Below are 16,133 nucleotides of genomic sequence, written 5' to 3'. Positions count from 1 at the left end.
ATGCGCAGCGCGCACACCGTCGAGCAGGTCCGCGCCGCGGAGGCCGACCTGATGGCCCGCGTCCCCGAAGGCACCCTGATGCAACGCGCCGCGACCGGCCTGGCAGTTGCCATCAGCAACTTCCTCGGCAGCACGTACGGTGCCCGCGTCGTCCTGCTGATCGGCTCCGGCGACAACGGCGGCGACGCCCTGTACGCCGGCGCCCGGCTGGCACGACGCGGCGCCCAAGTCACGGCCGTCCTTCTCTCGGACAAAGCACACCAGGCTGGCGCCGAAGCCCTCCGCACAGCCGGCGGCCGCCTCATCACGGCAACTGCTCTCACCGACCCGACGAGCGCCGACCCGCCCGCCACCGCCGACGCGTCCGCCGCCACCGCCCCGACCGCCGCCGCAGGCGGGGTCGCTGACCTCATCCGGTCCGCTGACGTCGTTGTGGACGGGATTGTTGGGATAGGTGGTCGACCCGGACTACGGCCGGAAGCTCTCGCGGCGGTGCAGCTCGTCGAGCGGTTCGGCGTACCGATCGTTGCAGTCGACACCCCGTCCGGCGTCGACGTCGACACCGGCGAGACCCCCGAACCCCACGTCAACGCCGCTCTCACCATCACCTTCGGCACCCACAAGATCTGCCACTTCATAGACCCGGCCGCCACCGCCTGCGGCCCGGTCCACCTCATCGACATCGGCCTCGACCTCCCACCTGCTGAAGTCGAGTCCCTCCAGACCTCCGACATCCGCCGCCTCTACCCCGTCCCGCACGGCGAGTCCGACAAATACTCCCGCGGCGTACTCGGCCTGATGGTCGGCTCCACGCAGTACCCCGGTGCCGCCGTCATCGCAACGTCCGGCGCCCTGGGCGGTCCCGTCGGCATGGTCCGGTATGTCGGCCCCGACGCCGTCGCGGAAGCTGTTCGCGCCGCCCATCCCGAGATCGTCGCCGGCGAAGGCCGCGTACAGGCCTGGGCGATCGGCTCAGGCCTGGGCGACGAGCTGGACATCCCGCGGATCCGTGAACTGCTCGACGCCGAGGAGCCCGTAGTACTCGACGCCGACGGCCTGAAGGCACTCGACGACTCCGGCGACCATGTCGACGTACTTGTCACCCCCCACGCCGGCGAACTGGCCCGCCTTCTCGATGTAGACCGCGCCACGGTCGAAGCCGAGCGCCTCAAGCACGCCCGCTTGGCCGCCGAACGCTACGACGTAACCGTCCTCCTCAAAGGCTCCACGACCGTCATCGCATCCCCCGACGGCCAGGTCCGCGTCAACACCAACGCCACGCCCTGGCTGGCCACCGCCGGCGCCGGCGACGTCCTGGCCGGCCTCTGCGGCTCCCTCCTGGCCGCCGGCCTGACCCCCCTGGACGCCGGCAGCGTCGGCGCCTACCTCCACGCCGCCGCCGCCAACCTCGCGTCGTCCTCAGGCCCGATCACCGCAATGTCGGTTGCCGCCGCCCTCCCCGAAGCCACGCGTTACTTGCTCGGCGGTTGACAGGGGTTTGCGAGATATCTCGCGTACGCAGTGAACGGGGTGAACCCGAGCCGTCGGTACAGCGGCACTCCCTGCTCGGTCGACTGCAGGACTACAACGCGCGCTCCTTGCTCGAACCCGGCCCGCGTGGCCGCCCGTGCCACCAGTTCGCCGAAACCTCGGCGGCGGGCGTCCGCCCGGGTTGCGACCCAGTACACCCCGGCCTCCTGGCCCGATGTCACCGCCATCGCGCAAGCCACCGGCCGTCCCTCGAGCCGGGCGATGAATGCTGCAGCATTAGGCGCGAGCAGTGCCCTTGGCGAGGCGAAGTGGGCCACCGCGTCAGGAGAGCGTCCGGACTCGCGGAACAGTTGCTCGTGAACCGCGGCGAACTGGGCTGCGTCTGCTGCGTCGGTGACCCGGACAAGATCGACGCGGCCCGCCACGGCAGGCTTGTCGGGAGGAGCATCGATCGCCATCCCCACGGTGGTAGAGCGAAACTGCAGGCCTGCGCGCTCCGCAGCTGTTTCGAGATCTGCGTCTCGGTGGGTGGACGCCCACAGAATCACGTCGCGATCGTGTTCGGCCGAGAACCTGAGCATCTCGTCCAGGACCGTCTCGGCATTGGAACTCGGATCGAGGCGAAGCGCGGCATTGTGAAACGCGCCGGGGTAGGGCACCGCGGCCGCCACCAGCAGGGCAGCTGACCCCTCGGACATCACGGCCCCTTCGGCGTTGGCCGCGAAATGCCGCAGTACCACCGCCACATTCCGGTCCGCGGCCTCGAGCAGCTCCGCACGATCCATGGCGCCGAACTCTAACTTCCGGGTTTCGCGCGACCCGTCGGCGGTAGTCGGCATGCGCTATCGTCCGCAAGCATGTTCAGCGTGCGAGGCAGGACTGGCCATCTGGCGTGGTACCGGACTGATGAGGGGGCGGCTGAGGTTGCCTTTCTGCACGGGTTCTCCGACTCCGCGCAGTGCTGGGAGCCACTGATCGGAGCGATGGCGGGGATCCGGGCGCTGGCGATCGACGCGCGCGGGCACGGCGAGTCCGGGCTTCCGGAGGAGCCCGTCAGCTACACCGCACATCGCGACGACGCCGCGCTCGTGCTGTCGAACCAGCCATCGGACGCCGGGGTGATTGTGGTCGGGCACTCGATGGGCGCGATGGCAGCCGCCTACCTGGCCGCCGCGAGACCCGACCTGGTCCGCGCAGTCGTCCTGGAAGACCCACCAACCGGTCCACCAACCGCCAACCAGCAGCCGCCGACCGGCGAGAGGCAGGAGAGGCCGATGATTATGCCGGATTGGCTTGCGGAGGTGCGGGCGCTCGAGGTGCCGGCGCGGATTGCGCGGGGTCGAGCGGCGGACCCCGACTGGGCCGAGGATGAGCTCGAGCCCTGGGCCGTGTCGAAGGGGCAAGTCAATCCGCAGCTGTTCGAGCTGCCGTATCGCGACCCGCAGCCGCTGACCGACCTGCTGGCCGAGATCACCTGCCCGGTACTGCTGATCCACGGGGACCCTGAGCGCGGCGGGCTGATCTCCACCGAGTACGCCGAGCGCTGCGCCCAAGCCGCGGCCGGCGAGTTCCAGGCCGCGCACATCGCCGGCGCAGGCCATTCGGTCCGCCGCGACAAGCGCCCGCAGTACGTCGCCGAACTCACCTCCTTCCTTCGCCAGCACAGCTGACCTGCCTTTGTGAAGCCACTCACAAAGTCGCAGTTGGTTCGGTATTGCTGGAAGGATCTGGGGCATGGCCAGCGACCGTGGGCGCCGAGGGGCGGCCGTCCGTGCGTGGCTGGACCGGATGAACGAGACGTGGGTCCCGCCGACCGCAACCGATCTGGCGAGTCCGCTGCGTTTCCTCTACTGGCTGACTCGCTCGCAGGGCCGGCGGATCGTGTTGGGCGCGGTGCTGGGCACGTGTTGGACAGTCGGCTTGACCGTGCCGCCGTGGGTCCTTTCCCGCGCCGTTGACGACGGACTTGTGGCGCGCGATCCCTCCGCCCTCGTCGGCTGGGCTCTGCTCCTGCTCGCGGTCAGCGTGCTCAACGCGCTGCTGGGGATCGCGCGACATCGGACGATGACCAAGATCCGGATGGACGCGTCGTTCCGGTCGGTCCGCGCCACGGTCTGGCACACGAGCCGCTTGGGTGCCTCGTTGGCGAAGCGGGTAAGCGCCGGAGAGGTCGTGACCGTCGGAATCGCCGACGTGTACACGGTCGCGATGGCACTGACCGTCACCGGCCCCGGCGTCGGCGCGGTCATCGCGTACGCCGTCGTCGCCGTCGTCCTGTTCACCATCAACCCCTTGTTGGCTGCCGTGGTCCTCGCCGGCGTACCGCTGCTCGCCCTCGCAGTAGGCCCGTTCCTACAGCGCATCGAACGCACGGGCGGCGAATATCGCGTACACCAAGGACGATTGACAGTCCGCCTTGTCGACGTACTTGCGGGACTCCGCGTCCTCAACGGCCTCGGCGGCAAGCAGTTCGTCGCCGAGCGGTATCAAGACCAGTCGCAGCGATTGGTACGACGCGGCTACCGGGTCGCCGGGCCCACCAGTTGGGTCGTCGCATTGTCGACCGGTCTGCCGGCGCTTTTCCTTGCCGCCGTCGTGTGGCTGTCGGCGCGCATGGCTGCGACCGGAGCGATCACGATCGGCGATGTTGTCGCCGTCTACGGGTACGTCGCGGTGCTGGTCGTACCCGTGTCGTTCTTCATCGAGGGTGCCGGAGACATCGCCCGCGCTCGGGTGGCGGGGCAACGAATCATCAACCTGCTCAACCTGCCAGTTGCCAAACGCAACGACGGCGATCCGGCATCGATCGGCACCGTCCCGCTGGCGGACCCGGAGTCGGGAGTAGTCATCAGGCCTGGCGCTCTGACCGCCTTGGTCACCGCACGCCCGGCGGAGGCAATTGCCGTGATCGAGCGACTCGGGCAGGTGCACACCGATTCCCAAGCAGGTATGGAGATCGACGAGTCCGCGCGCGAGGAGTTCAGGCGCCGTTTAGTTGTTGCCGACAACGATGCCGAGGTGTTCGCCGGAACAGTTCGCGATGTTGTTGCCGGGCGCATCGATCCGGACGACGAGCGGATTCGTACGGCGCTCCGCGTCGCCGTCGCCGAGGACATTGTCGAGGCACTCCCCGGGGGTCTGGATGCGACGATCGCCGCCGGCGGCAGCGATCTGTCCGGTGGCCAACGGCAACGGATCCGGCTCGCTCGCGCTGTCTACGCAATGCCCGACGTACTGCTCGCGGTCGAACCGACCTCCGCGGTCGACGCGAACACCGAAGCGGCGATGATCGACCGCATCCGCGAGGTCAGGCGCGATACGACAACGGTCATCACGACGACGTCGCCGCTCGTACTGGACCGCGCTGACGACGTCATCGTCCTGGTCGACGGCAAGGTGTCGTCAGCCGGGACACACGCGGACCTGTTGCGCAGCGATCCCTACTATCGCGACCTCGTGTCGCGGGCTCAGGGTGATGCCCAGTGAGTACGCAGCTGCCAATCGCTGGGCCGGCCGAAGTACGCGCTGCCTTGATCCGTGACCTGGGCGCGGACCGCCGTTCTGTCGTCGGGGTCGTCCTGGTGAACGGGCTCGCCGCCGCGGCAGGTCTGGTCGGTCCGTGGCTGCTCGGCCGAATCATCGACACGATCCGGGCCGGCTCCGGTGACGTGCTCAGCGCGGTGGATCGACTCGCGTTCGGTGCGCTGGTGTTCACCGTCGTACAGACGGTGCTGGCGTGGTGGGCGCTTAAGATCGGCTATCGGTTCGGTGAGCGTACGGCGGCGCGGGTACGAGAGCGCTTCTTGCAGCGGACTTTGGCGCTGCCTCCGCGAGTTGCGGACCACCTTCCGGCCGGCGACCTGATCGCCCGCGGGAGCACGGACGCGTCCCTCGTCGCGGTGACGCTGCGATCCGCTGTGCCCGAGGTCCTCGTGGCCAGCGTCCACGCTCTCTTCCTCATCGTCGCGGTGCTGGTCCTCGACGTGCGGCTCGGGTTGTGCGGGCTCGTGTGCTTGCTCGGGGTTGGGGCCGCGGTGCGCTGGTACGTGAGACGCGCCCGACCGGTCTACCTGGCGGTTGCCGCAACCGGTGCGGAGATGGCGGATGTCGTCGCCAGTACTGCGAAGGGCGCCCGTACGGTCGAGCTCCTCGGACTGGAACGCCGCCGTACGGAGGCCACCGAAGCCTCCATTACCCACGCCCGGTCGGCCCGCCTGGCGGCATTGTGGCTGCGGACCGTTCTGTTCCCTTGGTCCGAGGTCGCGCTGGCGCTGCCGGTGGTCGGAGTCCTTCTGATCGGCGGCGCCCTCTACCTCCATGAGCTGGTCAGCCTCGGCGTTGTGGTGACCGCCACGGTGTACCTGCGCCAACTGGTCGGCCCGCTGGACACGCTGATGCTCTGGATCGAACAGCTGCAGGGCGCCGGAGCGTCGTACGCGCGCGTTGAAGGCCTCGCGGACATCCCGCGGGCCGAGCTGACGCCGCGGGTCGAGAGCGCCGCCGGTGACCGTATTCGGGTCGACAACGCGCATTACAGCTACACGGGCGCCCGCGACGTACTGCATGGAATCGATCTGGTCGTGCAGCCCGGTGAACGCCTGGCTATCGTCGGCACGTCCGGAGCCGGCAAGTCAACCCTCGCGCGGCTGCTCGCCGGTCTCGACCGTCCGCACCTCGGGTCGGTGACGATCGGCGGTACGCCGGTTGCCGACCTGCCGCCGGACCAGCTGCGCGAGCACGTCGTCCTGATCACTCAGGATCATCACGTCTTCCACGACACCGTCCGCGACAACCTGCTGATCGCAAAGCCGAACGCAACGGACGACGAGCTGTACGCCGCGCTGACCGCCGTCGGCGCCACCTGGTGGAACGACCTCCCACACGGCCTGGACACCGAGCTCGGCGAGGACACGAAGCTCGACGACGCCAGCGCCCAGCAGCTCTCGCTGGCCCGAGTGGTCCTGGCCGATCCCCACACCGTCATCCTCGACGAAGCCACCTCCCTCCTGGACCCCAAAACAGCCCGCCGAACCGAACAGTCGCTGGCCGCTGTACTGCGAGGCCGCACGGTCATCGCCATCGCCCACCGCCTGCAAACCGCCCACGACGCCGACCGAATCGCTGTCATGGAGGCAGGCGAACTAGTAGAACTCGGCACCCACCACCAACTGGTCACCGCCAACGGCCCCTACGGCCAACTCTGGCAAACCTGGCACACCGAAAACTGAACATTCCGCAAGTGGTCAACGGACCCGGGCGCGCGATTCCTGTTGCGCGGGTGGGTGGGTCGGACGTAGGACTGGTTCTGCTAGTGCCTCCGCCGCCTTTGGAGTGTGCACGTGAAGCGACTTGTGGGGTTTTTGGTTCTTGTCCTGCTTGCGGTGCTGCCGGTTCCGGCGGTTGCCACGGCGCGGCCTTATGTGGCCGATCGTCAGACGAAGATCGACGTGATGGGGGAGTGGGCCCATCCCGATGACGACACGAGCATCATCGGGCCGTGCGGGGTGTGGCATCAGTTGTACGGCGTGAAGTGTGGCGTGATCCAGGTGACCCGCGGCGAGGGTGGCGGGAACGCGGCCGGCAACGAGCTCGGGCCTGATCTCGGTCTGCGCCGGGAGAACGAGGACCGCGTCGCGCACTACCGCTCCGGCACCGTCGACATCTTCAACCTCGACCGGATCGACTTCTTCTACAACCAGAGCGCGCCGCTGACGCAGTACTTCTGGGACGAGCAGGAGACGCTCCGACGAGTTACCCGCGTGATTCGCGAGACGCAGCCGGAGATCTACATCGGCTTCACGCCGACGCTGGCCGCCGGTCACGGCAACCACCAGCAGGCCGGCCGGCTGATCTGGGAAGGCGTGCTCGCCGCCGCCGACCCGAACATGTTCCCGGAGCAGCTCACGGGTCCGCACGCGCTCAGCACCTGGCAGGTCAAGAAGGTCTTCTCCGGCGGCAGCACAACGGGCACGGGCGGTACGACGACAGCCGCGAACTGCACCACCGGATTCACCCCGACCGGTGTCGACACCGTCGCGGGCGTGTGGACCGGCTACAACTCGCCGTACACCTGGCCGGCCGGCAACTCGCAGGCACAGACCGCCGGTACGCCGAAGATCTGGCAGCAGGTGGCCGACGAGGGACGCGCGGCGTACCCGACGCAAAGCCGCGTGATGTACAAGGGCGTCTCGGTCCCGGCGTGCCCGCGGTTCGGCATGACCGAGTCGTTCGTACCGTTCCAGCCGAACAGCAACGCCGCGGCCGGTCGCGACGATGCGATCCTGTTCGGCGCGAAGAAGCCGGATCCGGGCGGACTCCCGCTCGGAACTCTCGAGTACATCACGTTCAGCCGCTTCTACAACGTCGCCGGCGAGCCGTTCCAGGCGACCGTCCACCTCAAGGCGCCGAGCGGAAAGCTTGCCAAGGGCAACGTTGCGTTGACGGTGCCGGCCGGCTGGTCGGTCAGCGGTCCGCAGCAGGTGAAGGAGAAGCCGTCCGCCGACCTGACGTTCACGGTGACCCCGGCCGCCAACGCGACGGTCGACCAGAACGCCAAGATCTCCGCGATCTACACGACCAAGCACGCGACCGGCTACACCGACAACGTCGTCCGGATCGTGGCCGCCGCCGAGGGACGCTTCCAGCGCTGGGGCAACTGGGCGGAGTACGACCAGTGGCTGCAGAACACTGCCCCGCAGGCCAACCGCCTCGGCCGTTCGCAGGCGATCCAGTCGATGGGCATCGGCCAGACGATCGACATCCCGGTCGTCGTCCACAACTGGTCCACGCAGCCGCAGACCGGCGCGGTGTCGCTCGATCTGCCGGCAGACTTCACCGTCGACGCGGCGTCCAAGCCGTACTCCGTGCAGCCCGGAGCCGATCAGACAGTCACGTTCAAGCTGACCAACACCGACACCACCCTGCCCGCCAACCAGAACGTCAGCATCCCGATCCACACCGCGACCGGCACCGAGACGCTGACACTCACGCTCGTCCCGACCACCGTCATCCCGCAGGCAACGCCGGTGGTCGACGGCAAAGCCGAACCGGGCGAATACCCCGGTCAGACCCTCGACCTCGGCCGTATCTGGCAGGGCGCGGCGACCTGCACCGGCGTCGACGACTGCGGCGTTTCGTCAACAGGAGAAGGCAGTACGGCGAAGGTCAGCTGGTCCGACGACGCGCTGTTCTTCTTCATCCACATCCGCGACGACTACCAGTCGTACGCCGTGACACCGGCGGAATGCGTGGGCCACTGGCAGGCCGACTCGGTCGAGATCCTGCTCGACCCGCGCGGCAATGCCTCCGAGGCGCTGAAGGACACCGCGAACACCTTCAAGCTCGGCATCTTCCCGTTCACCCAGAGCGGCGGACCGTGCTGGGAACGCGACGCGGACAACCACCAGGGCTACTCGAGCGGCGCCCTCGACACCGGCAACGCGCCGGGCGTCCAGGTCGCGTCGACCGCGCAGTGGGTCGGCAGCAACGAGACGACGGTGCCGCACGCGTACGCCGGTGGCGGGTACGACCTCGAGGTGAAGATCCCGCTCGCGGATCTTCCGGCCGCCGTCGATCCGTCCCGGCTCGGCCTGAACATCACGCCGTACGACAACGACGACACGTCAGCACCTGGTACGACGACGTTGCGGCACATCGACATGAGCACGCGGCTGGGATGGTCGGCGCTCGGGTCCGTGCAGTCCGATCCGTACCGCTGGGGTCTGGCGACGCTGCCCGGCTACACCCCGCCGGCCGGTCGCCCGACCACACCGACGCCGCCGAACGTCTCGAACCCGAATCTCAACGGCGCGCTGTCACCGCAAACGATCGCGCAGTCCGCACGTAACGGCGTACCGATCTCCGGCCGTGTCCCGACCGACGACCTCAAGATCCTGTCCACCAAGGTTCGCCCCACCGGGGTCGATCTCGTCACCTCTTCGAAGGGCTCGGGCACCGCACGGGCGTTCCTGACCAGCGGGCAAATCGCGGCGATCCCGGTCTGGACGACGTCCTGTACCACCGATCCGCCACCGGACTACGGCTTCACCCCGTGCGCCATCACCGACGGCGCCACCCCACCGTGGTCCCCGAACATGAGCGGCCACCTGGTCAATCAGGCCACGCAAGCAATCACCCGTGGCGTCCAGCACTGGACGATCCCGTTGACCGCCGCCCAACGCACCCAGCTGATGAACCAGGGCCACCTCCTGGTCTCCTACGAAACAACGCAGAACGAGGTCCAGGCCTTCGACATTCGCATCGCGTAGTCAGCGGACCGCCGTGAAGTCCAGGCCGCCGGCCGCGGAACGCAGTCTCAGTTCCGCGCCGGTGACCTGGTAGGTCACCTCGCCCTTCAATCCCTTCAGCAGTTGGGATTCCAGTGCCGCGGGCTGGCCTGGGCACGCCCGACGAGTGGTGGCGAGTTCGCCGAAGGTGAGCTTGCCGGTGGACCGGGCGACCACGCCCTGGAAGTCGTTGCAACCGGTTGAACCGGTCACACGCTCGCCGTTCAAGGTGATCCACGCCTTCTCGGATCCGGCCAGGTGCGAGGCGGTCTCGCCGGTGATGACCGAGGTCAGCGCCCACTTGGTGCCGTCGACGGCGAGGTCGGGCTCGGCGACCTTCCGATCGGTCAAGGAGATCGTCGTACTGCCCGCGGTGAGGTCGAGCTTGTTGCCGTCGAGCTTCCACGTCGGCTTCGCGCTGATGATGCCGGCCAGCCACTGGTCCTGGCCCTGCTGCGGACCGGGGCAGCCCATCGCGGTCGATGCCAGCTCGCCGTCGAGCGTGAGCTTGCCGTCCGAGGTCGACACCTTCGACTGCATCGAGTTGCAGCCGGCGTCCGCGACCAGCCGTCCGTCGTCGGTGAACTGCAGCCGGACGCGGGTCTTCGGTGCGAGCTGCTTCGGTTTCCCGTCCTCGGTGACCGCGGTGGACAGGAACGTCTTGCCGACGGGCGAGGCGCCGGCGTCGGTGGCCGGGTTCTGGCCGCAGCCCGCCAGCAGAAGCACGGTTCCGGCGAGAGCGATCATCCGTTTGTTCACACCCAGAGGACGTTGGTCCGCACGTTCGCGTTGCGTTAAATCGGGACCCAGGGTTGGCAGCCTTGATCACGGTTCGATAACGTCACCGCCGTACGCGAGAGCGAACAGCACGACAAGGCCGGACAAACCGGCCCCTCTGGGGATTCAATCGAACAGTTGAGGGCCGCGCTGGAGTTCTGGGGCAACAGTGCGACCCGTCGAGCACACTAAGGAACTCTTCGCATGCCCCCCATCCGAACTGCCCGGAGCCGCGTGATCCTGCCTGCGGTCCTCCTCGCCGTGGCCGGCCTGGTCGCAGTGCCGATCGCCGTCCACGCGTCCAAGGACTCGCCGGTATCGACCGCGAACGCCGCGGACAGCACGGTCACTGCCCTCCCGAACGTCGGACGCGTCGAAACCTGTGTCATCGACGCGTACTCCGGCTGCACTGTCCTGCACGGTTTCACCCAGAAGCCCGTCGCGATCACCGCGACCGCTTCCGGTCCCGCGATGGTGTCGATCGACCCGAGCCGCACCACCGACAAGAGCTACCGGCTGCGCGCCCTGCGGTACGACGGCCAGAAGTACCCGGCCGGCACCAAGCTGACGTACACCGTCCACTACGACTTCGCCGCCGTCGCGTCGCAGCCGACCACGCCGGCCCCGACCAGCACGTCGACGCCCACGCAGCCGCCGGCGACGAGCTCCCCCACACCGACGCACACCACCACGACGCCGACCAAGCCCCCGACCACGTCGACCCCTCCGACGTCGCCTCCGTCGTCCCCGCCGAGCACGACGCCCACGTCGACCGGTAGCCCGAGCGCGACCTGCACCAACCCGTCGTTCGTCACCACCTCGACGAACAACCAGGGTGACGGCCGGACCTTCGGTGCGTACTACGTCCACAACAACATGTGGAACAACGACAACGGCACCTACACGCTGAGCGCCTGCAACTACAACAACTGGTTCCTCGACGTGACCCAGCCGAAGCCGGGCGACAACGGCGTCCAGGCGTACCCGAACGTGCACAAGGACTACAACAACGTCGCGCTGTCGAAGATCCAGTCGGCCAAGTTCGCGGCGAGCACGCCCGCCGACTGCCCCGCCTGCGTCTACGACGTCGCGTTCGACATCTGGGTCGGTGACGACCTGAACAACGAGCTGATGATCTGGACCGACAACAAGGGCCAGACCCCGGCCGGCAACAAGGTCGGCACCGTGACGTTCGGCGGCTTCAAGTACGACGTCTGGCACGAGAGCGGCTACACCGCCTACGTGTCCCAGGTGACGCAGAAGTCCGGCACGATGCCGCTGGCCAGCTTCTTCAACGACATGGCGACCCGCGGCTGGGCGCCGAAGCAGACCACCTGGCAGGTCGACTACGGCGTCGAGGTCGTCTCCACCGGCGGCACCAAGCAGCGCTTCAACTTCACCGACTTCTCCATCCAGGAGAACTGACCCCCAGCTCGCTCTCGCGCACCCCCGCGGCCACCACGACCTCGTGGTGGCCGCTTAGGGTTTCCGGTGTGATCGGACTGGTGATTTTCGACAACGACGGTGTGCTGGTGGACTCCGAGCGGCTGGCCAACACGATCTTGGCCGAACTGCTGACGGAGGCGGGGCTGCCGTACACCTTCGAGGAAACCGTGCGCGACTTCATGGGCGGCTCGATGGCCTCGATGCGGCAGAAGACCGAGGCGCAGTTAGGGCACCCGCTGCCGGCGGATCTCGAGGACCGGTACCACCAGCGGCTCTTCGAGGGGTTCGCCCAGCTCCAGGCCATCGAGGGCGTCGAGGCTGTCCTCGATCACCTGGACGCCCGCGGCATCACCTACTGCCTGGCCTCGTCCGGCACCCATCAACGGATCCGTACGGCGTTGACCGCGGTCGGGTTCCTGGACCGGTTCGAGGGGCGGATCTTCAGCGCCGAGGACGTTGCGCACGGCAAGCCCGCGCCGGATCTCTTCCTGCACGCGGCCGGTTCGATGGGCGTGAAGCCGGCCGACTGCCTGGTGATCGAGGACAGCCCGCTCGGCGTCGCCGCCGCCGTCGCGGCGGGCATGAAGGTGTTCGGGTACGCCGGCATGACCGACCCGGCGAAACTTTCCGATGCGGACACGGTTTTCCACAACATGGCGGCCCTGGCCGACCTGATCGACGCCGCCTGAGACACTGGAAGAACCATGTCTACTCCTCAGTCACACCCGGTCCGCGCCGAGGCGGTCGTGGACCTGGCTGCGATCCGCCACAACGTGACCACGCTGCGTGCCCGTGCTGAGGGTGCGCAGGTGATGACCGTGGTCAAGGCCGATGGCTACGGGCACGGGATGGTGCAGGTCGCCCGCGCTGCCCGCGAGGCGGGCGCCGGCTGGATCGGCGCCGCAGTACTCGAGGAGGCACTCGCGCTGCGCGAGGCCGGTGACACCGGACCGATCTTCTGCTGGCTGACCACGCCGGGCGAGCCGCTGACCGACGCGATCGACGCCGGCATCGACCTGTCCGCGGGGGCGCCGTGGGAGATCGACGAGCTGGCGGCGGGTGTAACGGATCGGCCCGCCCGCGTACACCTCAAGATCGACACCGGCATGTCGCGCGGTGGCGCCGTACCCGAGGAGTGGCCGGCGTTGATCCGGGCCGCGGTGCGCGAGCAGGCAGCCGGGCGGATCGAGGTCAAGGGGATCTGGTCGCATCTGGCGTCGTCCGACGAGCCGAAGAGCCCGGCGAACGAGTCCCAACTGGCGACCTTCGTCGAGGCGATCGAGGTCGCGGAGTCGTTCGGTATCGACGCCGAGTTCAAGCACCTGGCCAACTCCGGCGCGACGCTCGCGCTGCCGGACACGCATTTCAACCTGGTCCGGCCCGGCGTCGCGACGTACGGCCTGTCGCCGTTCGGGCATGCGCTGCCCTCGGTCGAGCTCGGGCTGAAGCCGGCGCTGACGTTGAAGGCGCGCCTCGCGATGGTGAAGCGCGTGCCGACCGGTGCAGGTGTCTCGTACGGCCTGACCTGGACCGCGCCGCGTCCGTCGACCCTCGGCCTGATCCCGCTCGGGTACGGCGATGGTCTCCCGCGGCACGCGTCGAACGGAGCCCCGGTCCAGGTGGGCGGCCAACGTCGTGCGGTCGTCGGCCGGATCTGCATGGATCAGTGCGTCGTCAACCTCGAGGACGACCAGGCCGCCGCGGGCGACGAGGTCGTGCTGTTCGGTCCGGGTACGTCGGGCGAGCCGACGGCGGACGACTGGGCCGACGCGGCCGGAACCATCAATTACGAGATCGTCACCCGCCTGGGCGCCCGGATTCCGCGCAGGTACGTCGACATTGCTGAATTCCTTCCCCGCCCCACCGCCCCAGTCGAAAGGTAGACCGGCATGTCCAAAGCGGGACGGACTGCTGGTCTGATCGGGGCCGCGGTCGGAGTGCTGGCAGCGGGAGCTGCCGCCGGCGTCGCGGTCGAGCGCACCGTCATCGGCCGGCGGTCGGGTCAGCGCAAACAGCTCGAGGCCGAGCCGTTCGGCTCACAACGCGGTACGCCGCACATCTTCACCGCCGACGACGGCGTCGAGCTGTACGTCGAGGTGGACGAGCTGAAGCGCTCCCGGCGGCCTGCTCCGCCGCCGAAGCGCCGACTCGGCCTGACCGGGGCGGTGGGGCGGGGAAAGAATGAGCACAGCAAGCTGCCGCTGCCGCCCGAGGACCTGACCGTGATCTTCGCGCACGGCTACGGGCTGAACATGGACGCCTGGCACTTCGAGCGCCGCGACCTGGCCGGCATCGGCACGATGGTGTTCTACGACCAGCGTTCGCACGGCCGGTCCGGCCGGTCGCCGAGGTCGCACGTCAGCATCGAGCAGCTCGGTATGGACCTGTACGGGATCATCGAGCGGTTCGCGCCGACCGGTCCGGTGATCCTGATCGGTCACTCGATGGGCGGCATGACGATCATGGCGCTGGCCGAGCAGCACCCGGAGCTCTTCGGCGACCGGGTGATCGGCGTCGGCCTGTGCTCGACCAGCGCGGGCGGGCTGGACGGCGTACCGATCGTGTTCCCGGGCAAGCTCGGCATGCTCGCGCGGTCGCTCGCGACGCCGACGGTCGCCGCACTGGCGCGGATCCCCGATGTGGTCGAGCGCAGCCGGAAGGCCGGCTCGGACATCAGCTACCTGCTGACCCGGAAGTACTCGTTCGGATCCGAGGTGCCGCCGGCGTTCACCGAGTTCGTCAACGAGATGATCGCGGCCACGCCGATCGAGGTGATCGCGGAGTTCTACCCGATCTTCGCGCTGCACGACAAGTACGACGCCCTCGAGCCGCTGCAGAAGGTCGAGTGCGTGGTGATCGGCGGCGACAAGGACCATCTGACGCCGTTCGCGCATGCCGAGGAGATCGTCCGCCGGGTGCCCGGCGCCGAGCTCGTCGAGGTGAAGAACTGCGGCCACCTGGGCCTGATCGAGCACCACCGTGAATTCACCGCAGCCCTCCTTGGCATGATCGAGAGAGCCGAACAATCTTTAGGGGGTGTCTGATGGCTTCACGCCTACTGCGGGGCACTCGGCACGGCACCTCGCCGCACGGGTGCAAAGGCCACGATGAAACCCGCATCGAGACCTTCGCCCCCGCACGCCGATGCACCGCACCGAGCACCTCCTCGCTACGGCGTGAAGCCATCAGACACCCCCTAGGACCCCAATGACCGACTTGCACGTCGTTGACGCCACAGCCGAACACGTCGACGACATCGTGACCGTGATTCATCACGCCTTCTCTGCGCGGCGGGTGCTTGACCCGCCGTCGACCGCGCTGTCCGAGAACGCGACCACCGTTGCCGCGGCCGTTGCCGAGCACGGCGGGTTGCTGGTGCTGAGCGACGGCGCCCCGGTGGGGGCGATGCTGTTCGAGCAGACCGGCGACGTCCTCAACCTGCGCCGCGTCTCCGTCGACCCGCGCTGCCAGGCCCGCGGTGTCGCCTCGGCGATGGTCGGCTGCGCCGAGGAGGTCGCAGTACGGCGTGGGCTCAGCCGGGTGAACCTGATCGCGCGCGTCGAGCTGCCGGACACCGTGGAGTTCTGGCGGCGCCGCGGGTACTCCGTGGTCGACCAGCAAGCGCACAACTTGATCTACGCGAAGGCCTTGCCCGTCGAGCTGACGGTTCCGACCGCCGAGGACATGCAGGCGATCGCTGAACAGCTGGCCGGTCAGCTCCGCGCAGGCGACCTTCTCGTGCTGTCGGGCGACCTCGGCGCGGGCAAGACGACGTTCACCCAGGGGCTCGGCGTTGGGCTGAAGGTCCGGGGAGCTGTCACGTCGCCGACCTTCGTCATCTCGCGGGTGCATCCCTCCTTGTCCGGCGGGCCCGCGTTGGTGCACGTTGACGCCTACCGGCTCGGCGGATTCGCCGAGTTGGACGACCTGGATCTGGACGCGAGTCTGGAGGATGCGGTCACGGTGGTCGAATGGGGCCATGGCATCGCCGAGCCGTTGGCACAGGACCGCATCGAGATCGTGATCACCCGCGGAGACGACGACACCGACGAGACGCGGGCGTTGCGGATCACGCCTGTGGGTTCGCGCTGGGCGGCGTCCGGCGTACGGGTGTCTGTACTGGAGAAGAACTGA

General features: G+C 68.4%; 12 protein-coding genes. 10 read left to right on the top strand and 2 right to left on the bottom strand.

Annotated elements, in window-relative coordinates; translation table 11 throughout:
• Window positions 1-1,491: an NAD(P)H-hydrate dehydratase gene (locus tag AB0J62_RS05540; protein WP_363864735.1), complete on the top strand. Its 1,491-nt coding sequence runs from the start codon at window positions 1-3 to the stop codon at window positions 1,489-1,491.
• Here AB0J62_RS05540 and AB0J62_RS05535 read toward each other — a convergent pair.
• Window positions 1,473-2,330, bottom strand: coding sequence for a GNAT family N-acetyltransferase (locus AB0J62_RS05535; RefSeq protein WP_363864733.1), 858 nt, complete (start codon window positions 2,328-2,330; stop codon window positions 1,473-1,475). The genes AB0J62_RS05540 and AB0J62_RS05535 overlap by 19 nt on opposite strands.
• An 18-nt stretch (window positions 2,331-2,348) precedes the next feature.
• Here AB0J62_RS05535 and AB0J62_RS05530 point away from each other — a divergent pair, with 18 nt between their 5' ends.
• The 4 genes from AB0J62_RS05530 (at window position 2,349) to AB0J62_RS05515 (ending at window position 9,758) form a co-directional block, all read left to right on the top strand.
• Window positions 2,349-3,161 carry an alpha/beta hydrolase gene (locus AB0J62_RS05530; protein ID WP_363864731.1) on the top strand — a complete coding sequence of 271 codons (813 nt, stop codon included), beginning with the start codon at window positions 2,349-2,351 and terminating at the stop codon, window positions 3,159-3,161.
• 64 nt (window positions 3,162-3,225) lie between these two features.
• A complete protein-coding gene (locus AB0J62_RS05525) occupies window positions 3,226-4,977 on the top strand; it encodes an ABC transporter ATP-binding protein (protein WP_363864729.1) in 1,752 nt (583 codons plus the stop codon).
• Window positions 4,974-6,719: an ABC transporter ATP-binding protein gene (locus AB0J62_RS05520; protein ID WP_363864727.1), complete on the top strand. Its 1,746-nt coding sequence runs from the start codon at window positions 4,974-4,976 to the stop codon at window positions 6,717-6,719. Before AB0J62_RS05525 ends, AB0J62_RS05520 begins: the two co-directional genes overlap by 4 nt.
• Window positions 6,720-6,830: 111 nt before the next feature.
• Window positions 6,831-9,758 carry a PIG-L family deacetylase gene (locus AB0J62_RS05515; RefSeq protein WP_363864725.1) on the top strand — a complete coding sequence of 976 codons (2,928 nt, stop codon included), beginning with the start codon at window positions 6,831-6,833 and terminating at the stop codon, window positions 9,756-9,758.
• Here AB0J62_RS05515 and AB0J62_RS05510 read toward each other — a convergent pair whose 3' ends face one another.
• Window positions 9,759-10,535 (bottom strand): META domain-containing protein, encoded by a 777-nt coding sequence (locus AB0J62_RS05510; protein ID WP_363864723.1) that lies wholly within the window; start codon window positions 10,533-10,535, stop codon window positions 9,759-9,761.
• A gap of 222 nt (window positions 10,536-10,757) precedes the next feature.
• Here AB0J62_RS05510 and AB0J62_RS05505 point away from each other — a divergent pair, with 222 nt between their 5' ends.
• The 5 genes from AB0J62_RS05505 to tsaE all read left to right on the top strand — a co-directional run bounded on the left by AB0J62_RS05505 (window position 10,758) and on the right by tsaE (window position 16,133).
• On the top strand, window positions 10,758-11,978 hold the full coding sequence (locus AB0J62_RS05505) for a hypothetical protein (RefSeq protein ID WP_363864721.1): 1,221 nt from the start codon (window positions 10,758-10,760) through the stop codon (window positions 11,976-11,978).
• Window positions 11,979-12,046: 68 nt separating this feature from the next.
• The gene (locus AB0J62_RS05500) at window positions 12,047-12,688 is read left to right on the top strand and encodes an HAD-IA family hydrolase (RefSeq protein WP_363864719.1); all 642 of its coding nucleotides are present in this window, start codon (window positions 12,047-12,049) and stop codon (window positions 12,686-12,688) included.
• A gap of 15 nt (window positions 12,689-12,703) precedes the next feature.
• A complete protein-coding gene (gene alr / locus AB0J62_RS05495; protein ID WP_363864717.1) occupies window positions 12,704-13,882 on the top strand; it encodes an alanine racemase in 1,179 nt (392 codons plus the stop codon).
• A 6-nt stretch (window positions 13,883-13,888) separates the two neighbouring features.
• Window positions 13,889-15,043, top strand: a complete 1,155-nt coding sequence (locus AB0J62_RS05490; RefSeq protein WP_363864715.1) for an alpha/beta hydrolase — start codon at window positions 13,889-13,891, stop codon at window positions 15,041-15,043.
• A 163-nt stretch (window positions 15,044-15,206) separates the two neighbouring features.
• Complete coding sequence (gene tsaE / locus AB0J62_RS05485; protein ID WP_363864713.1) at window positions 15,207-16,133, top strand: tRNA (adenosine(37)-N6)-threonylcarbamoyltransferase complex ATPase subunit type 1 TsaE; 927 nt, start codon at window positions 15,207-15,209, stop codon at window positions 16,131-16,133.

The sequence above is a fragment of the Kribbella sp. NPDC049584 genome, assembly GCF_040675555.1.
Classification (GTDB): Bacteria; Actinomycetota; Actinomycetes; order Propionibacteriales; family Kribbellaceae; genus Kribbella.
Note: the sequence above shows the minus strand (reverse complement) of the source record. Positions and strands in the feature narration are given on the sequence as shown.